This is a genomic window from Pseudomonas sp. NPDC089422 (assembly GCF_044749405.1).
Taxonomy (GTDB): domain Bacteria; phylum Pseudomonadota; class Gammaproteobacteria; order Pseudomonadales; family Pseudomonadaceae; genus Aquipseudomonas.
The window spans coordinates 201,082-218,112 of record NZ_JBIVHW010000011.1 but is presented as its reverse complement, the minus strand read 5'-3'; the positions used below and the strand labels follow the sequence as shown (position 1 = coordinate 218,112).

Annotated in this window: 18 protein-coding genes; 11 read left to right on the top strand and 7 right to left on the bottom strand. The window is 63.9% G+C overall.

The genetic code is table 11. The annotated features are described in order from the left end of the window. Positions 1–51 precede the first annotated feature (51 nt). Complete coding sequence (locus ACIPZ8_RS21145) at positions 52–909, bottom strand: SDR family oxidoreductase (protein WP_400727077.1); 858 nt, start codon at positions 907–909, stop codon at positions 52–54. Positions 910–1,099: 190 nt separating this feature from the next. On the opposite strand from ACIPZ8_RS21145, the gene exbB reads away from it, so the two are divergent. The 6 genes from exbB to ACIPZ8_RS21115 all read left to right on the top strand — a co-directional run bounded on the left by exbB (position 1,100) and on the right by ACIPZ8_RS21115 (position 7,807). Then, positions 1,100–2,059: a tonB-system energizer ExbB gene (gene exbB / locus ACIPZ8_RS21140; RefSeq protein ID WP_400727075.1), complete on the top strand. Its 960-nt coding sequence runs from the start codon at positions 1,100–1,102 to the stop codon at positions 2,057–2,059. A 3-nt stretch (positions 2,060–2,062) separates the two neighbouring features. Next, entirely contained in the window at positions 2,063–2,491 is a 429-nt protein-coding gene (gene exbD / locus ACIPZ8_RS21135; protein WP_054884743.1) for a TonB system transport protein ExbD, read from the top strand. After that, positions 2,488–3,222 carry an energy transducer TonB gene (locus ACIPZ8_RS21130; protein WP_400727072.1) on the top strand — a complete coding sequence of 245 codons (735 nt, stop codon included), beginning with the start codon at positions 2,488–2,490 and terminating at the stop codon, positions 3,220–3,222. The genes exbD and ACIPZ8_RS21130 overlap by 4 nt, the downstream gene beginning before the upstream one ends. Before the next feature lie 94 nt (positions 3,223–3,316). After that, positions 3,317–4,243, top strand: a complete 927-nt coding sequence (locus tag ACIPZ8_RS21125; protein WP_060507702.1) for a hydrogen peroxide-inducible genes activator — start codon at positions 3,317–3,319, stop codon at positions 4,241–4,243. A gap of 3 nt (positions 4,244–4,246) precedes the next feature. Further along, positions 4,247–6,325, top strand: coding sequence for an ATP-dependent DNA helicase RecG (gene recG / locus ACIPZ8_RS21120; RefSeq protein ID WP_400727069.1), 2,079 nt, complete (start codon positions 4,247–4,249; stop codon positions 6,323–6,325). Positions 6,326–6,403: 78 nt separating this feature from the next. After that, positions 6,404–7,807 carry an HDOD domain-containing protein gene (locus ACIPZ8_RS21115; protein ID WP_400727066.1) on the top strand — a complete coding sequence of 468 codons (1,404 nt, stop codon included), beginning with the start codon at positions 6,404–6,406 and terminating at the stop codon, positions 7,805–7,807. A 32-nt stretch (positions 7,808–7,839) separates the two neighbouring features. Here the strand turns inward: ACIPZ8_RS21115 and ACIPZ8_RS21110 are convergent, their stop codons facing one another. The 4 genes from ACIPZ8_RS21110 to ACIPZ8_RS21095 all read right to left on the bottom strand — a co-directional run bounded on the left by ACIPZ8_RS21110 (position 7,840) and on the right by ACIPZ8_RS21095 (position 10,177). Continuing rightward, positions 7,840–8,214: a helicase gene (locus tag ACIPZ8_RS21110; RefSeq protein WP_027917039.1), complete on the bottom strand. Its 375-nt coding sequence runs from the start codon at positions 8,212–8,214 to the stop codon at positions 7,840–7,842. Positions 8,215–8,360: 146 nt separating this feature from the next. After that, positions 8,361–8,657 carry an HU family DNA-binding protein gene (locus ACIPZ8_RS21105; RefSeq protein ID WP_060507706.1) on the bottom strand — a complete coding sequence of 99 codons (297 nt, stop codon included), beginning with the start codon at positions 8,655–8,657 and terminating at the stop codon, positions 8,361–8,363. A 187-nt stretch (positions 8,658–8,844) separates the two neighbouring features. Then, positions 8,845–9,993: an NAD(P)/FAD-dependent oxidoreductase gene (locus tag ACIPZ8_RS21100; RefSeq protein WP_400727063.1), complete on the bottom strand. Its 1,149-nt coding sequence runs from the start codon at positions 9,991–9,993 to the stop codon at positions 8,845–8,847. A gap of 16 nt (positions 9,994–10,009) precedes the next feature. Continuing rightward, positions 10,010–10,177, bottom strand: coding sequence for a rubredoxin (locus tag ACIPZ8_RS21095; RefSeq protein WP_027592137.1), 168 nt, complete (start codon positions 10,175–10,177; stop codon positions 10,010–10,012). A gap of 155 nt (positions 10,178–10,332) precedes the next feature. Between ACIPZ8_RS21095 and ACIPZ8_RS21090 the strand changes: the two genes are divergently transcribed. Both ACIPZ8_RS21090 and ubiA read left to right on the top strand, forming a co-directional pair. Next, positions 10,333–10,890, top strand: coding sequence for a chorismate--pyruvate lyase family protein (locus tag ACIPZ8_RS21090; RefSeq protein ID WP_400727060.1), 558 nt, complete (start codon positions 10,333–10,335; stop codon positions 10,888–10,890). Beyond that, the gene (gene ubiA / locus ACIPZ8_RS21085) at positions 10,890–11,780 is read left to right on the top strand and encodes a 4-hydroxybenzoate octaprenyltransferase (protein WP_400727057.1); all 891 of its coding nucleotides are present in this window, start codon (positions 10,890–10,892) and stop codon (positions 11,778–11,780) included. The genes ACIPZ8_RS21090 and ubiA overlap by 1 nt, the downstream gene beginning before the upstream one ends. An 81-nt stretch (positions 11,781–11,861) precedes the next feature. Here ubiA and ACIPZ8_RS21080 read toward each other — a convergent pair whose 3' ends face one another. Next, on the bottom strand, positions 11,862–12,230 hold the full coding sequence (locus ACIPZ8_RS21080) for a hypothetical protein (RefSeq protein WP_400727104.1): 369 nt from the start codon (positions 12,228–12,230) through the stop codon (positions 11,862–11,864). 174 nt (positions 12,231–12,404) lie between these two features. Here ACIPZ8_RS21080 and phoB point away from each other — a divergent pair, with 174 nt between their 5' ends. From phoB to ACIPZ8_RS21065, 3 genes are all read left to right on the top strand, one after another. Continuing rightward, the gene (gene phoB, locus ACIPZ8_RS21075; protein WP_003253341.1) at positions 12,405–13,094 is read left to right on the top strand and encodes a phosphate regulon transcriptional regulator PhoB; all 690 of its coding nucleotides are present in this window, start codon (positions 12,405–12,407) and stop codon (positions 13,092–13,094) included. Between the two features lie 48 nt (positions 13,095–13,142). Next, a complete protein-coding gene (gene phoR / locus ACIPZ8_RS21070) occupies positions 13,143–14,450 on the top strand; it encodes a phosphate regulon sensor histidine kinase PhoR (RefSeq protein ID WP_400727055.1) in 1,308 nt (435 codons plus the stop codon). Positions 14,451–14,578: 128 nt separating this feature from the next. Then, on the top strand, positions 14,579–15,919 hold the full coding sequence (locus ACIPZ8_RS21065) for a hemolysin family protein (RefSeq protein ID WP_294330288.1): 1,341 nt from the start codon (positions 14,579–14,581) through the stop codon (positions 15,917–15,919). Between the two features lie 2 nt (positions 15,920–15,921). On the opposite strand, the gene ACIPZ8_RS21060 is transcribed toward ACIPZ8_RS21065, so the two are convergent. Continuing rightward, a complete protein-coding gene (locus ACIPZ8_RS21060) occupies positions 15,922–16,824 on the bottom strand; it encodes a peptidoglycan DD-metalloendopeptidase family protein (RefSeq protein WP_400727052.1) in 903 nt (300 codons plus the stop codon). Positions 16,825–17,031: the final 207 nt, after the last annotated feature.

Sequence of the window (17,031 nt, the reverse complement as noted above, 5' to 3'; positions counted from 1 at the left end):
CTTTCGCGACACAAGGCCGCTCCTACAAGAACCGCGCCAGGCCTCTAGATTTCAGCGCTTGCCTGCCAGAATCGCCGCATAGCCTTCCTTGTAGCTCGGATACTCCGGCGCCCAGCCCAACGCCCGCACCCGGGCATTGCTGCAACGCTTGCTGCCGGTACGGCGCACCCGCTGCTCATCGGACCACTCGGTAACACCCATGTACTCCCGTAGCCAGGCCACCACATCGGCCAGCGGCGCCGGGTCGTCGTCGACGCCGATGTAGCAATCCTCCAGCGCCACACCTTCGGCATCGGCCTGCAGCAGGAACGCCATCAGGCTCGCCGCATCCTCGGCATGAATCCGGTTGCCATACAGCGGCGGCTCCTCGGCCACCCGATAGCCTTGCCGCACCTGGCTCAGCAGCCACTCGCGACCTGGGCCATAGATGCCGGTCAGGCGAATCACGCTGGCAGGAATGCCGCTGGCCAGCGCCAACCCTTCGGCCTCCAGCATCACCTTCCCGGAATAACCTTCAGGTTCGGTGGCAGCCGTTTCGTCAATCCATTCACCGTCCTTTTGCGCGAACACGCTGCTGCTGGAGACGAACAGCAAACGCCGTGGACGCTGGCCACGCTCGGCCAGCCACGCCAGCACATGGCGCAAACCGTCGACGTAAGCAGCTTGATAGCCCGCCTCGTCATGCTGACTGGCGGCGACGCAGTACACCAGGTAGTCCGGCGAGCGCTGCGGCCAGGCCAATGGAATGGCAGGCTCGGACAAGTCGGCAGCGATGGGCACGACGCCCTCGGGCAGCTGCCCGACCGAGCGGCGCAAGCCACTGACTTGCCAGCCTTTGGCCAGCAGCTGGCGGGCCAGGCGGCCGCCTACATCACCACATCCCACGATAATTGCGGAAAGGTCTGACATCTCAAAACTCCCTAGACCAAAGGATCAGGCTAGCCGTATTACACGATAGGCGGCTAGACCGCAGGTGAAAAAAGCAACAAGATTACTTTTGTTAACAAGAATTACTTGCAATAATGGCACCCCTATCTGTTCTCGGCCTATCTCGAGGCCTTGGAGAACGCTCACTTTTTCTTCATCAGGTCCGGCCAGCATGACACGTACTCAACCTTCCGCTTCGCCAACCCCGTCGCGCGCCTGGCGCGCCATCGCCGCGCTGATGTTCAGCCTGGTGCTGGCCCCGGTGGCCATGGCCGATGAGCCTAACGCCAACACCGCCGCCCCGGCTGCCGCTGCCGCTCCGGCCACCCCGGCCCCGGCTGCTGTCGAAGGCCAGGCTGCCACCCCGGTCGATGCCCCTGCCGCTGCCGACCCGGCCGTTCAGGAACTGGTTGAAGACACCTCGCTGGGTATGGCCCACGACCTGTCCCCTTGGGGCATGTACAAGAACGCTGACATCGTCGTCAAAATCGTGATGATCGGCCTGGCCATCGCCTCGATCATCACCTGGACCATCTGGATCGCCAAGGGCTTCGAGCTGATGGGCGCCAAGCGCCGCCTGCGTGGCGAGATTGCCGCACTTAAGAAGTCGGTGAGCCTGAAAGAGGCCAGCACCGTCGCCAATAAAGAAGGCACCCTCGCCCACACCCTGGTCCACGACGCCCTCGAAGAGATGCGCCTGTCGGCCAATGCCCGCGAGAAAGAAGGCATCAAGGAACGCGTCAGCTTCCGCCTGGAGCGCCTGGTCGCTGCCAGCGGCCGCACCATGAGCAACGGCACCGGCGTGCTCGCCACCATCGGCTCCACTGCGCCGTTCGTCGGCCTGTTCGGTACCGTGTGGGGCATCATGAACAGCTTCATCGGCATCGCCAAGACCCAGACCACCAACCTGGCCGTGGTTGCCCCAGGTATTGCCGAGGCCCTGCTGGCCACTGCACTGGGCCTGGTCGCAGCGATCCCGGCGGTGGTCATCTACAACGTCTTTGCCCGCTCCATCGCAGGCTACAAGGCACAGGTGTCCGACGCCTCCGCCCAGGTGCTGCTGCTGGTCAGCCGTGACCTGGACCACCAGGGCAGCGAGCGCGCCGCCCCGCACATGGTGAAAGTGGGGTAAACCATGGGCCTGCATCTCAACGAAGGTGGCGACGACCTCGCCGAGAACCACGAAATCAACGTTACGCCGTTCATCGACGTGATGCTGGTGCTGCTGATCATCTTCATGGTCGCAGCGCCACTGGCCACGGTCGACATCAAGGTCGACCTGCCGGCCTCGACTGCCAAGCCGGCACCGAGGCCCGAGAAACCGGTGTTCGTCAGCGTCAAGGCCGACCAGAAGCTGTATGTCGGCGACGATCAGGTACCTGCCCCCGAACAGCTTGGCCCGATGCTCGACGCCAAGACCAAGGGCGACAAGGAAACCACCATCTTCTTCCAGGCCGACAAGGGCGTGGATTACGGTGACCTGATGGAAGTGATGAACAACATGCGCGCGGCCGGCTACCTCAAGGTCGGTCTGGTAGGTCTCGAGACGGCAGCCAAGAAATGACGAAACCGCGCTCAAACGTGGCGCGCTACGGTGGCAGCCTGGCGATCGTGCTGGGCGTGCACGTGGTCGCCGTGCTGCTGACGCTCAACTGGTCGGTGCCCCAGGCTATCGAACTGCCCCCGGCAGCCATGATGGTCGAACTGGCACCGCTGCCCGAGCCCGCGCCGCCACCACCACCGAAAGCCGCCCCACAGCCACCGGCACCGGTCGAAGAACCGCCGCTGCCGAAGCTGGTCGAGGCGCCGAAACCGAAGATCGCCATCGCCAAGCCGCCAAAGCCCAAGCCCAAGCCTCAGCCACCAAAGCCTGAGAAGAAGCCTGAGCCGCCCAAGGATGAGCCACCGGCCAAGGAACAGGTAGCCGATACGCCGCCAAGCAATACGCCACCGCAGAAATCGGCGGCACCGGCGCCAAGCATCACCTCCAACAGCCAGGCCCTGCCAACCTGGCAGAGCGACCTGTTGCGCCACCTGGCGAAGTACAAGCGTTATCCGGAGGACGCTCGCCGTCGTGGCCTGCAAGGCATCAACCGCCTGCGCTTCGTGGTCGACGCCGAAGGCAAGGTGGTGTCCTACTCCATGGCAGGCGGCTCCGGCAGCGCGTCCCTGGACCGGGCAACCATGGAAATGATCCGCCGCGCCGGCACGGTACCCAAGCCGCCAGCCGAGTTGCTGACCAATGGCACGATCGAAGTCGTGGCACCGTTCGTCTACTCGCTGGACCGTCGCTGATACTTTTGTTTCTGTCACAAATCGGCAAGTCTGATAACGTGCGTCTATCGATTGCAGCCGCTATGCTGGGCCCGCAACTTCATGGACGCACGTTATGACCCTCACAGAATTACGCTACATCGTCACGCTCGCCCAGGAGCAGCACTTCGGCCATGCTGCCGAGCGCTGCCACGTCAGCCAGCCGACCCTGTCGGTCGGCGTGAAGAAGCTTGAGGACGAGCTCGGCGTGCTGATCTTCGAGCGCAGCAAGAGCGCGGTGCGCCTGACCCCGGTCGGCGAAAGCATCGTTGCCCAGGCGCAGAAGGTACTGGAGCAAGCCCAGGGCATTCGCGAACTGGCCCAGGCGGGCAAGAACCAGCTGACCGCTCCGCTCAAGGTCGGCGCCATCTATACCGTCGGCCCGTACCTGTTCCCGCACCTGATCCCGCAGTTGCATCGGGTAGCGCCGCAGATGCCGCTGTATATCGAAGAAAACTTCACCCACGTGCTGCGCGAGAAGCTGCGCAACGGCGAACTGGACGCAGTGATCATCGCCCTGCCGTTCAACGAAGCCGATGTGTTGACCCTGCCGCTGTACGACGAGCCTTTCTGTGCCCTGATGCCAGCCGACCACCCGTGGACGGCGAAGAAGACCATCGACACTGCCATGCTCAACGACAAGAGCCTGCTGCTGCTCGGTGAAGGCCACTGCTTCCGCGACCAGGTGCTGGAGGCCTGCCCGACGCTGAACAAAGGTGGCGAGGGCTCCAGGCACACCACGGTCGAGTCCAGCTCGCTGGAAACCATCCGCCACATGGTCGCGTCCGGCCTGGGGGTGTCGATCCTGCCGTTGTCGGCCGTGCACAGCCATCACTATGCGCCAGGGGTCATCGAAGTGCGTCCGCTTACCCCGCCTGCACCGTTCCGTACCGTGGCCATTGCCTGGCGCGCCAGCTTCCCGCGGCCGAAGGCGATCGAGATCCTTGCCGACTCGATCCGTCTCTGCTCGGTGGCCAAGCCGCCTGTGGAACAACCGGCCTGATCCATGACTGAGCTGTCGAAGGTTTCGGTCACGGCGCTCAAGGGCGTAGGCGATGCCATGGCGGAAAAGCTCGCCAAGGTCGGCCTGGAGAACCTGCAGGATGTGCTGTTCCACCTGCCCCTGCGCTATCAGGACCGTACCCGCGTGGTGCCGATCGGCCAGTTGCGCCCGGGCCAGGACGCGGTGATCGAGGGCGTGGTCAGCGGTGCCGACGTGACCATGGGCAAGCGCCGCAGCCTGGTAGTACGCCTGGGTGATGGCACAGGCGTGCTGAGCCTGCGCTTCTATCACTTCAGCAATGCGCAGAAGGAAGGCCTCAAGCGTGGCACCCACCTGCGCTGCTACGGCGAAGCCCGCCCCGGCGCCTCGGGCCTGGAGATCTACCACCCGGAATACCGTGCGCTGAATGGCGACGAGCCGGCGCCACCGGTCGAACAGACCCTGACGCCGATCTACCCGTCCACCGAAGGCCTTACCCAGCAACGCCTGCGCCTGCTCTGCCAGCAGAGCTTGGGCATGCTCGGCCCGCGCAGCCTGCCCGACTGGCTGCCCGACGAACTGGCCCGCGACTACCACCTGGCGCCGCTGGACGATGCCATCCGCTACCTGCACAACCCGCCAGCCGATGCCGACCTCGACGAGCTCGCCGAAGGCCAGCACTGGGCCCAGCATCGCCTGGCCTTCGAAGAGCTGTTGACCCACCAGCTGTCGCAGCAGCGCCTGCGCGAAAGCCTGCGCAGCCTGCGGGCGCCGGTACTGCCCAAGGCCAAACGGCTGCAGGCGCAGTACCTGGCCAACCTGGGTTTCCAGCCGACCGGGGCGCAGCAGCGGGTAGCCAACGAAATTGCCTATGACCTCAGCCAGCACGAACCCATGATGCGCCTGGTGCAGGGCGATGTCGGCGCCGGCAAGACCGTGGTCGCCGCCCTCGCTGCACTGCAGGCCCTGGAAGCCGGCTATCAGGTGGCGCTGATGGCGCCTACCGAGATCCTTGCCGAGCAGCACTACATCACCTTCAAACGCTGGCTGGAGCCGCTGGGCATCGAAGTCGCCTGGCTGGCCGGCAAGCTCAAGGGCAAGGCCCGCGCCAGCGCCCTGGAGCAGATCGCCGGTGGTGCGCCAATGGTGGTCGGTACCCACGCGCTGTTCCAGGAAGAAGTCCGCTTCAAGCACCTGGCCCTGGCGATCATCGACGAACAGCACCGTTTCGGCGTGCAGCAGCGCCTGGCCCTGCGCAAGAAAGGCGTGGCCGGCGAGCTGTGCCCGCACCAGCTGATCATGACCGCCACGCCGATCCCGCGCACCCTGGCCATGAGCGCCTATGCCGACCTCGACACCTCGGTGCTCGACGAACTGCCGCCAGGGCGCACGCCGGTGAATACCGTGCTGGTCGCCGACAGCCGCCGCTTCGAAGTGGTCGAGCGGGTCCGCGCCGCCTGCGCCGAGGGGCGCCAGGCCTACTGGGTGTGCACGCTGATCGAGGAATCCGAAGAGCTGACCTGCCAGGCGGCCGAGAGCACCTTCGAAGAGCTTGGCAGTGCACTCGGCGAACTGCGCGTGGGTCTGATCCACGGCCGCATGAAGCCGACTGAAAAGGCCGAAGTCATGGCCGAGTTCAAGCAAGGCAACCTGCAACTGCTGGTCGCCACCACGGTGATCGAGGTCGGCGTCGACGTGCCCAACGCCAGCCTGATGATCATCGAGAACCCCGAGCGCCTGGGCCTGGCCCAGCTGCACCAGCTGCGTGGCCGGGTTGGCCGGGGTAGCGCGGTGAGCCACTGCGTGCTGCTGTACCACCCGCCGCTGTCGCAGATTGGCCGCGAACGCCTGGGGATCATGCGGGAAACCAACGATGGCTTCATCATTGCCGAGAAGGACCTCGAACTGCGTGGGCCCGGCGAAATGCTCGGCACACGCCAGACCGGCCTGCTGCAGTTCAAGGTCGCCGACCTGATGCGCGACGCCGACCTGCTGCCGGCGGTGCGTGACGCTGCCCAGGCACTGCTGGCACGCTGGCCCGAGCATGTCAGCCCGCTACTCGATCGCTGGCTGCGTCACGGTCAACAATATGGCCAGGTGTGACGCCTGTCCCAGAATGGATCCAGCTTTGCCATCAGGCTGGTTATACTTCGCGTTTAAAAGAATTTGTGGATACAGACCATGACTGAAGTTGCCCTGGACACCGCAACCCCACACGCACCGTCTGTCATCCGGCTGTTGCTCGAAAAACTGCACGTGGCCTTTGAAGAGGTAGCGGAACATCCGGAGCTGCCAGCCGCGTCCCGAGTGCAGGCGGTCCTGCTCGACGACGAGATCGGCGCCCTGCTGGTGCTGTTCCCGCAGAGCAAGCTACTGGACCTCAATCGCCTCGAAGAGCTGACTGGCCGCAAGCTCAAGGCCGTGCCGTTGCCGCGCCTCAAGCAGATGCTCGACAAGCACCAGCTCAAGGCCTTGCCGGCCATTCCGGCCCTGACCAGCTCGCCCTGCCTGTACGAAGGCAAACTGCTCGAGGCCGAGCACCTGCACATCCAGTCCGGCGAAGCCGGCCTGCTGCTGAAGGTACGCCGCGATGATTTCAAGCGCATGCTCGCCAAGGCCAGTGCCGGCACGTTCGGCCAGCCTGTGCGCGACATCCGCCCCAACCTCGATCGCCCGGATGACGACCCCAAGGAAATCACCCTGGCGGTCCAGGCCTTCACGGCCCGGCGCATCCAGAAGCGCCTGGAAGAAACCATCGAGATCCCGCCACTGGCCGACACGGCGCAGAAGATCATCAAGCTGCGGGTCGACCCCAACGCCAGCATCGACGACATCACCGGCGTGGTCGAAACCGACCCGGCCCTGGCCGCCCAGGTGGTCAGCTGGGCGGCTTCGCCCTACTACGCCTCGCCCGGCAAGATCCGCTCGGTGGAAGATGCCATCGTCCGCGTACTGGGCTTCGACCTGGTGATCAACCTGGCCCTGGGCCTGGCGCTGGGCAAGACCCTGAGCCTGCCCAAGGACCATCCGCAGCAAGCCACGCCGTACTGGCAGCAGTCGATCTACACCGCCGCCATCATCGAAGGCCTGACCCGCGCCATGCCCCGCGCCGAGCGCCCGGAAGCCGGCCTGACCTACCTGGCAGGGCTGCTGCACAACTTTGGCTACCTGCTGCTGGCGCATGTATTCCCGCCGCACTTCTCGCTGATCTGCCGCCATCTGGAGGTCAACCCGCACCTGTGCCACACCTATGTGGAACAACACCTGCTGGGCATCAGCCGCGAGCAGATCGGCGCCTGGCTGATGAAGCTGTGGGACATGCCCGAAGAGTTGTCGACCGCGCTGCGCTTCCAGCATGACCCGGCGTATGACGGCGAATACTCGGCCTACCCCAACCTGGTGTGCCTGGCGACCCGTCTGCTGCGCTCGCGGGGGATTGGCTCGGGGCCACAGCAGCAGATTCCCGATGAACTGCTGGAACGTCTGGGGATCACCCGGGACAAGGCGGAGGATGTGGTGAACAAGGTGCTCGAGGCTGAGGCCTTGCTGCGGGACCTGGCTTCGCAGCTCAACGCCCCGCATTGAGGCCATTGGGGCTGCTTTGCAGCCCTGGTGAGTCAGCCTTTCTTCTTGGGCTTCAGGTATTTCATCAGCCCCTGGAACCACATCACCAGCGCCGGATTGCCCTTGATCTGGATGTTCTTGTCCTGAATGCCCTGCATGAACGCCAGCTGCTTGTTCCCCGCCTGCATCGTGGCAAAGCCGTAAGCGGCATCCTTGAAGGCGATGGCGAAGGCCGGCTGCGGATGGCTGCCGCCTTTGCTGCTGATGCGCTCGCCGCTGACGATGAAGTGCCGCGCCACCTTGCCGTCCAGCGTCTGCATCTGGAACACCAGGTCCTTGTCCTTGAGTTGCTGCTGGAAAGCCGGGTTGTTGCGGCTGGCCCTGGCCATCAGCAGCCCCATGGCCCAGAGAAGAAAGCGAAACTTCATCAACGCGCCTCGAATAAAAAATGACTGAAGCGCGCAGTTTATCCTTTTCCTGAACTAATTACGCAAGTTCGCAACACTTAGCCTCCAGAATGCATAACGGGCGCCCTGGGGCGCCCGCCTGGATGACACTGGGGGTCAGCAGTCGATCACTTTTTCTTGGCTGGCTTGGCGGGTACGTTGACGCTGTCGCGCAGGTTCTTGCCAGGCTTGAAGGCAACAGTGTTGCTGGCCTTGATCTTCACCGGCTCACCCGTTTGCGGGTTCTTGCCAGTGCGGGCACCACGATGGCGTTTTTCAAAGGTACCGAAACCGACCAGGGTGACCGTGTCCTTGTCCAGGGCACCGGTGATGCTGTCGAGAATGGCGTTCAGCACCTGGTTGGCCTTTTCCTTGGTCAGGTCGGCCTTTTCGGCGATGACAGCGGCGAGTTCTGGTTTACGCATAGTGAAGCCTCTTTGACGGAATTTCTTGTTGTTATGCCGTGCTGCCATTGAAGCAGCGTTCAAGGCACCGCAGGCTCTAATCTGCGGCAGACGGAACTGAGAATGGCACGCCCACCGAGGCCGCGCCAGTATCTGGGCGGCCATTGTGCTGGCAACAACAGGATAAATCCGACAGAACGCCCGCTATTCACGCCATCAGCGCGGGTAACTGCCGATTCAACGCCAGTTTTTCCATGACGGCGCTGCCGGTCAGGGCATAGCCGAGCAACTGGCCGTCGGCAGCATGGCAGAGCACTTTCAGGTCGCTACCCTGCCCTTCGACCTGCCAGTTGCCTTCACGGCCCGCTGGCGGCGGTGACACCACCAGCGGGCAGGCCGGGGTCTTCACGGTGATCGGCATCGGCCCATAGCTGACCGGGGTCGGATTGCCGGCCAGGGTCTGCGCCAGGGCACGGGCGCAGGCCATCAACGGCATCACATAGAGCAGGTTGATACCGTCGACTTCGGCGCAGTCGCCAAGGGCGAAGATGTTGTTGTGCGACGTGCGCAGCTGGCGGTCCACGACCACGCCGCGGTTGGTCTGCAACCCGGCGGCAGCGGCAAGGTCGGTACGCGGACGCAGGCCGATGGCCGATACCACCAGATCGCAGGCGATCACTTGCCCATCGGACAGGTGTGCCTCAAGCCCCTCGCCCGCCCTTTGCAGGCGAGTCAGTACCGGGCCGAGATGGAAGCGCACGCCCAGCCCTTCCAGGCCAGCTTGCACGGCAGCGGCGGCGGCCGGGTGCAACAAGGTCGGCATGACCTGCTCGCAGGGCGCCACCACGTCGACCTCGAAACCGCCCAGGTGCATGTCGTTGGCAAACTCGCAACCGATCAGGCCGGCACCGAGAATCAGCACACGCTGCTTGCCCGCTGCAGCAGCACGGAAGCGCGCATAGTCTTCGAGATCGTTGATCGGGAACACCCGTTCGGCACCATCGCCTTCGATCGGCACCTGCACGGTCTGCGCGCCCCAAGCCAGCACCAGGTCGCGATACTCGATCGCCTCTTCACCGATCCACAGGCGCTTGTGGCCCGGATCGATACCGCTGATGCGGGTATGGGTGCGGATCTCGGCCTTGAGCTGCTCGGCCATCACGCCAGGTTCAGCCATGCACAGGCCATCGGCGTCCTTGTGCTTGGCAAAGCCGGTGGACAGCATCGGCTTGGAGTAGGAACGGCCGTCGTCGGCAGTAATCAGCAGCAGCGGCGTATCGCCATCGAGCTTGCGAAATTCACGGGCCAGGTTGTAGCCGGCCAGGCCGGTACCGATGATTACCACGGGGGACGTCATGTCGTGCTTTCCTCTATCAGCCGATGGCGATCATTTCGAAGTCGCTCTTGCCCACACCGCAGTCAGGGCACAGCCAGTCTGCCGGTACGTCTTCCCAGCGGGTACCGGGCGCGATGCCGTCATCCGGCCAACCTTCGGCTTCGTCATAGATCAGGCCACAGACAATACACTGCCACTTTTTCATCAGGTCTTGTTCCTCGGTAATTCTCAGACTTTTGTTGTGCGGGCGAATGGCCCTATCGCGGGCAAGCCCGCTCCTGCAGAGCCCGGCATTATGCAAGCAGCCAGGGCAATCATGCTAAGCTCGCCGCCTCTCTGGCTGTAATCAAGCATACCGACGTGTCGTACGAATCCCCGCAAGCAGCCGCTGTCGCGTGGCTGCCGTATTCACAGCTGGCCACTGAAATCGACCAGCCAACCCTGGCCTGGCTGTTCGACGAAGGCTCCCTGACTCGCCGCCTCACCCAGCTGTCCCAGGATCACTTCAGTGTCACCCCCCTGTTTGAAGGCTGGCAACCGCTGCGCGCAGACGAATGCCTGGCCCTGAACATCGCCCCAGGTGCCGAAGGCTGGGTGCGCGAGGTGTTCCTGCGCGGGCATGGCGAACCTTGGGTGTTCGCCCGCAGCGTGGCCAGCCGCAGCGCCCTGGAACGGGGCGGCCTGGACCTTGAAACCCTGGGCAGCCGCTCGCTGGGCGAGTTGCTGTTCTGCGACCAAGCGTTCATCCGCCACCCGATCGAGGTGTGCCGTTATCCACAAGGTTGGTTGCCAGCCAATGCCGCACAAGCCGGTCTGTGGGGGCGCCGCTCGCGCTTCGCCCGAGACGGTCTCGACCTGCTGGTGGCCGAGGTTTTCCTGCCTACACTGTGGCAAGCGGCCAAGGAGGAGAACCGCTGATGTACCTGCAACTGCTCAAGTCGCTCAACCGCCTGCACCCACGGGCCTGGGACTTCGTCCAGCTCAGCCGCATGGACCGGCCGATCGGCATCTATCTGCTGCTCTGGCCGACCCTGTCAGCGGTATGGATCGCCGGGCACGGCTCACCGACCCTGGCCAACGTGCTGATCTTCGGCCTGGGCGTGGTGCTGATGCGCGCCGCCGGCTGCTGCATCAACGACTTCGCCGACCGCAAGGTCGATGGCCACGTCAAACGTACTGCCGACCGCCCGCTGGCCAGTGGCCGGGTCAAATCGCGCGAGGCGCTGGCGTTGTTCGCCATCCTGGTCGGTGTGAGCTTCCTGCTGGTGCTGTGCACCAACAGCCGGACCGTGTGGTTGTCGTTCGGCGCGGTGGCGCTGGCGTTCTGCTACCCGTTCATGAAGCGCTACACGTACTACCCGCAGGTGGTGCTGGGTGCCGCGTATTCCTGGGGCATTCCCATGGCCTTTACCGCGGCCGGTGGCGAGTTGCCGGCCAGTGCCTGGCTGCTGTACATCGCCAACCTGCTGTGGACGGTGGGTTACGACACCTACTACGCCATGGTCGACCGTGATGACGACCTGAAGATCGGGGTGAAATCGACCGCGATCCTGTTCGGCGAGGCGGACCGGACGATTATCCTGACCTTACAGCTGTTGTCGTTGGGCTGCCTGTTGCTGGCGGGCAGCCGTTTCGAGCTGGGCGGCTGGTTCCACCTGGGGTTGCTGGGGGCGGCAGCGTGCTTCGCCTGGGAATTCTGGTCGACGCGCAAGCTGGACCGCGAGTCGTGCTTCAAGGCGTTTCTGCACAATCACTGGGCGGGGATGCTGGTGTTCATCGGGGTCGTGCTGGATTACGCCTTGCGTTGATCCTGTGGGGGCTGCCTTGCAGCCCTTTCCGACCGGTGCGCCGGACCGGTCGGAAATGGCCGCGAAGCGGCCCCAGCTATCTCAAGGTTTGGCGACGTGCCAGACGTCCTTCATGCCATCACCTTTCGTCTCACCGGCCTTCATGTCATTTTTGAAGGTGTACACCGGCTTGCCGTCATAGGCCCACTGCATGTGGCCACTGTCACGCTTGATCTGCGTCCACTTGCCCTCAGCCTTTTCACCCTTTTCGACCATCAATGGCGGCCAGTTCTTCTCACAGTCACCATTGCACATCGACTTGCCGCCAGCGTCCTTGTCAAAGGTATACAACGTCATGCCGTTGTGATCGACCAGCATGTCGCCTTTAACCATGCCATGGTCGGCGGACGCCACCCCCGGCAGCGCCATTGCAGCGAAAACGGCCATCCAGCTCAGCGTATGTCGTGTCATTGGAATCACCATGAATTCGAGGGTGGATTGCATTCTGTTCGCCGCCGCAGCGGCCCTGTGAAGCCTAGCCCAGTCATGGAATGTCGCCAGAACGGCCAACACCCTGTCACACAGCTGCAATAATTCCGTTATCTAATGCGGGCCAAGACACGATTACTGGGAGAGGTTTTGAGCATGGTTGGCAGAAACATTCTGATCGTCGACGACGAAGCGCCTATTCGCGAGATGATCGCCGTTGCATTGGAAATGGCCGGCTATGACTGCCTGGAAGCTGAGAATTCGCAGCAGGCCCACGCGATCATCGTCGACCGCAAGCCGGACCTGATCCTGCTCGACTGGATGCTGCCCGGCACTTCCGGCATCGAGCTGGCGCGCCGCCTGAAGCGCGACGAGCTGACCGGCGATATCCCGATCATCATGCTCACCGCCAAAGGCGAAGAGGACAACAAGATCCAGGGCCTGGAAGTCGGCGCCGACGATTACATCACCAAGCCGTTCTCGCCCCGCGAGCTGGTGGCCCGGCTGAAGGCCGTGCTGCGTCGCACCGGCCCGAGCGACAGCGAAGCGCCAATCGAAGTCGGCGGCCTGCTGCTCGACCCGATCAGCCACCGCGTGACCATCGACGGCAAGCCGGCCGAGATGGGCCCTACCGAGTACCGCCTGCTGCAGTTCTTCATGACTCACCAGGAACGCGCCTACACGCGCGGCCAACTGCTCGACCAGGTGTGGGGCGGCAACGTGTATGTCGAGGAGCGCACCGTCGACGTGCATATCCGTCGCCTGCGCAAGGCGCTGGGTGAAGCCTACGAAAATCTGGTACAAACCGTCCGGGGCACTGGCTACCGCTTCTCGACCAAGAGCTGATCGAGCTTACAAGCGCCAAGCTGCAAGTCGTTGTACAAGGACCGTCAATTGAACCAGAACTGGCACGCGACCCTGATTCGCCACCTGTTGCTGCTGATCACCGTCTGCCTGATCGGCGGCCTGGTCAGCGGCTATTACGGCTGGAGCCTGGCCATCGGCCTGGCGCTGTACCTGGGCTGGACCCTCAAGCAACTGTTGCGCCTGCACGACTGGCTGCGCAACCACCAACCCGACGAAGCACCGCCCGATGGCTACGGCCTGTGGGGTGAGGTGTTCGACAGCATCTACCACCTGCAACGCCGCGACCAGCGCGTGCGCGGGCGCCTGCAGGCGGTGATCGACCGGGTGCAGGAGTCCACGGCGGCGCTGCGCGACGCGGTGATCATGCTCGACAGCGATGGCAACCTGGAGTGGTGGAACCGCGCCGCGGAGACGCTGCTGGGCTTCAAGACCCCGCAGGACGGCGGCCAGCCGGTCACCAACCTGGTGCGCCACCCGCGCTTCAAGGAATACTTCGAGGCGGAGAACTACGTCGAGCCGCTGGAAATCCCGTCTCCGATCAACGACCGCCTGCGCGTGCAGCTGCACATCACCCGCTACGGCAACAACGAGCACCTGATGCTGGTGCGCGATGTCACCCGCATCCATCAGCTCGAGCAGATGCGCAAGGACTTCGTCGCCAACGTCTCCCACGAGCTGCGCACGCCGCTGACCGTGATCACCGGCTACCTGGAAACCCTGCTGGACAACGTCGAGGACGTGAACCCGCGCTGGGCCAGGGCGCTGCAGCAGATGACCCAGCAAGGCTCGCGCATGCAGACCCTGCTCAACGACCTGTTGCTGCTGGCCAAGCTGGAAGCCACCGACTACCCCTCGGACAACCAGCCGGTGGCGGTCGATGCCCTGCTCGCCGCGATCAAGAACGATGCCCAGGCACTGTCCGGGCCGCGCAACCAGAAAATCACCCTGGAAGCCGCACCGGGCCTGCGCTTGAAGGGCAGCGAGTCGGAACTGCGCAGCGCCTTCTCCAACCTGGTGTTCAACGCCGTCAAGTACACCCAGGATGAAGGCAGCATCCGTATCCGCTGGTGGGGCGACGAACACGGCGCGCACCTGTCGGTGCAGGATTCCGGGGTCGGTATCGACGCCAAGCACCTGCCGCGGCTGACCGAGCGCTTCTACCGGGTCGACTCCAGCCGTGCGTCGAACACCGGCGGCACCGGCCTGGGGCTGGCGATCGTCAAGCACGTACTGATGCGCCACCGCGGCAAGCTGGAAATCAGCAGCGTGCCGGGGCATGGCAGTACCTTCACCTGCCACTTTGGGCCGGCACAATTGGCCAACAGCAAGGCCTGAGGTACCGGGGGCTGCTTTGCAGCCCTTTGCTTTTGCGGCCCCAGCCGCTACATTGGACCCCCTGTGCCAGCAAGAGCTGGCACTTTTTTTCTCTCTATCTCAAAGACGGACCCCGTAAAAACTCCATCATGGACCCTTCCCCTGGTATCAGCCTCGCCTCGTTATTCGCCGATTTCGGCATGATCATCTTCGCCTTCCTGCTGGTGCTGCTCAACGGCTTCTTCGTTGCCGCCGAGTTCGCCATGGTCAAACTGCGCGCCACCCGCGTCGAGTCCATCGCCGAACTGCATGGCTGGCGCGGCAGCATCCTGCGCAAGGTGCACAACCAGCTCGACGCCTACCTGTCCGCCTGTCAGCTGGGCATCACCCTCGCCTCGCTGGGCCTGGGCTGGGTCGGTGAACCGGCCTTTGCCCACCTGCTGGAGCCACTGCTGGCGTACCTGGGCGTGGACAGCGCCGAACTGGTCAAGGCGGTGTCGTTCTTCGTCGCCTTCTTCGTCATTTCGTACCTGCACATCGTGGTCGGCGAACTGGCGCCCAAGTCGTGGGCCATCCGCAAGCCCGAACTGCTGTCGCTGTGGACCGCCGTGCCGCTGTACCTGTTCTACTGGACCATGTACCCGGCCATCTACCTGCTCAACGCCAGCGCCAACACCATCCTGCGCATCGCCGGCCAGGGTGAGCCCGGCCCGCACCACGAGCACCACTACAGCCGCGAAGAACTCAAGCTGATCCTGCACTCCAGCCGTGGCCAGGACCCGAGCGACCAAGGCATGCGCGTACTCGCTTCGGCCGTGGAAATGGGCGAGCTGGAAGTCGTGGACTGGGCCAACTCGCGTGAGGACATGGTCAGCATCGACGCCCATGCCCCACTCAAGGAAATCCTCGCCCTGGTACGCCGGCACAAGTTCAGCCGCTACCCGGTGTACGACGCCGAGCGCGAGGAATTCACCGGCTTGCTGCACATCAAGGACTTGCTGCTGGAGCTGGCCGAACTCGAACACCTGCCCGAAACCATCGACCTGGACGACCTGGCCCGCCCGCTGGAGCGTGTATCGCGGCACATGCCGTTGTCGCAGCTGCTGGAGCAGTTCCGCAAAGGCGGCGCGCACTTCGTGCTGGTGGAGGAAGCCGACGGCAAGGTGATCGGCTACCTGACCATGGAAGACGTGCTGGAAGTGCTGGTGGGTGACATCCAGGACGAACACCGCAAGACCGAACGCGGCATCCTCGCCTACCAGCCGGGCAAACTGCTGGTGCGGGGCGATACGCCGCTGTTCAAGGTCGAACGCCTGCTCGGGGTCGACCTCGATCACATCGAGGCAGAAACCCTCGCCGGCCTGGTCTACGAGACCCTCAAGCGCGTGCCAGAAGAAGAGGAAGTGCTGGAGGTCGAAGGCCTGCGCATCATCATCAAGAAGATGAAAGGGCCGAAGATCGTCCTGGCCAAGGTGCTCAAGCTCGACTGACCCTAAGGGTTGCCGGCAGTGAAGTCCGGCGACCCGCCAAGCGGCCGGTCGAACTGGAACGGTATCGACTCCAGCGCCAGCCCCACATTGCGCTGCACCACGAAATGCAAATGGGGCCCGGTGCTGTTGCCGGTATTGCCCGACTTGGCCAGGGCCTGCCCTACCACCACCTGTTGCCCTTCACGCACCACCACCGAGCCCCGCATCAGGTGCAGGTACACGCCCATGGTGCCGTCGGGGTGCAGAATCCGCACGAAATTGCCACCCGGGTTGGTGCCCCGTCCGCTCTGGCCATTCTCGACCTTCACCACCATCCCGCCACGGGCAGCGATGATCGCCGTGCCCTCCGGCATGGCGATGTCCATCGCATAGCGGCTCCTGGGGCCGAAGTGGCTGAAACGGCCGTTGGGCCCCTGGGTCAGGCGAAATGGCCCACCCTTCCAGGGAAACGGGTAGCGGTAAGCCAGAGAGCGCTGGCCAGGGTCGCCCATGGCGTACTGGAAGCGGGTGGCGTACTGCAGCTTGCCGCCGGGTGCAGCCAGCACCGAACTCAGCACCTTGCTCGAACGTGGCCCCACCACGGCGCGTATGTTGCGCGGCTGGTTGCCACCGAAGGCGTTGGTCAGCTTGTCGATACTCAGCTCGACCTGCATGGGCACATACAAGTCGTTGCGCACCATGAAGCGCACGCCGCCTGGGAAGGTTTCGGCCTGCAGGCGCACCTTGCCATCGATGTGGTCGAGGATCGGCTCGCTGAGCTCGAAGGTTTTCGCCCCCGGGCTGTAGCGATCGGAGTACGAGACCACGCCGGAGTTGTCGACGGTCTTGTAGATCGTCATGCCCATGCTCGACGCCGAGGCTGAAAGCAAGGCACAGAAAAGCAGCAAGCGAGCGGTGGCTGGCATGATGGTGGCTTTTTGACAGTTGCGATCTTTCGAAGACTAGCAGCGGGATTTGTGGGCGGTATTGCAGCTGGTCGGAAGCACCGGCAGGTAGATGCGGACCTTGTGGGAGCCGCGCTTGCCGGCGATGGGCCGCAAAGCGGCCCCGACAGTTTATGCAACTACTTTGAAATCGCGGGGCCGCTTCGCGGCCCATCGCCGGCAAGCGCG

Bases quoted from the DNA above. Each gene is read 5' to 3' on its own strand.
- ACIPZ8_RS21145 (WP_400727077.1), bottom strand. From the start codon at position 909: ATGTCAGACCTTTCCGCAATTATCGTGGGATGTGGTGATGTAGGCGGC.
- exbB (WP_400727075.1), top strand. From the start codon at position 1,100: ATGACACGTACTCAACCTTCCGCTTCGCCAACCCCGTCGCGCGCCTGG.
- exbD (WP_054884743.1), top strand. From the start codon at position 2,063: ATGGGCCTGCATCTCAACGAAGGTGGCGACGACCTCGCCGAGAACCAC.
- ACIPZ8_RS21130 (WP_400727072.1), top strand. From the start codon at position 2,488: ATGACGAAACCGCGCTCAAACGTGGCGCGCTACGGTGGCAGCCTGGCG.
- ACIPZ8_RS21125 (WP_060507702.1), top strand. From the start codon at position 3,317: ATGACCCTCACAGAATTACGCTACATCGTCACGCTCGCCCAGGAGCAG.
- recG (WP_400727069.1), top strand. From the start codon at position 4,247: ATGACTGAGCTGTCGAAGGTTTCGGTCACGGCGCTCAAGGGCGTAGGC.
- ACIPZ8_RS21115 (WP_400727066.1), top strand. From the start codon at position 6,404: ATGACTGAAGTTGCCCTGGACACCGCAACCCCACACGCACCGTCTGTC.
- ACIPZ8_RS21110 (WP_027917039.1), bottom strand. From the start codon at position 8,214: ATGAAGTTTCGCTTTCTTCTCTGGGCCATGGGGCTGCTGATGGCCAGG.
- ACIPZ8_RS21105 (WP_060507706.1), bottom strand. From the start codon at position 8,657: ATGCGTAAACCAGAACTCGCCGCTGTCATCGCCGAAAAGGCCGACCTG.
- ACIPZ8_RS21100 (WP_400727063.1), bottom strand. From the start codon at position 9,993: ATGACGTCCCCCGTGGTAATCATCGGTACCGGCCTGGCCGGCTACAAC.
- ACIPZ8_RS21095 (WP_027592137.1), bottom strand. From the start codon at position 10,177: ATGAAAAAGTGGCAGTGTATTGTCTGTGGCCTGATCTATGACGAAGCC.
- ubiA (WP_400727057.1), top strand. From the start codon at position 10,890: ATGTACCTGCAACTGCTCAAGTCGCTCAACCGCCTGCACCCACGGGCC.
- ACIPZ8_RS21080 (WP_400727104.1), bottom strand. From the start codon at position 12,230: ATGACACGACATACGCTGAGCTGGATGGCCGTTTTCGCTGCAATGGCG.
- phoB (WP_003253341.1), top strand. From the start codon at position 12,405: ATGGTTGGCAGAAACATTCTGATCGTCGACGACGAAGCGCCTATTCGC.
- ACIPZ8_RS21065 (WP_294330288.1), top strand. From the start codon at position 14,579: ATGGACCCTTCCCCTGGTATCAGCCTCGCCTCGTTATTCGCCGATTTC.
- ACIPZ8_RS21060 (WP_400727052.1), bottom strand. From the start codon at position 16,824: ATGCCAGCCACCGCTCGCTTGCTGCTTTTCTGTGCCTTGCTTTCAGCC.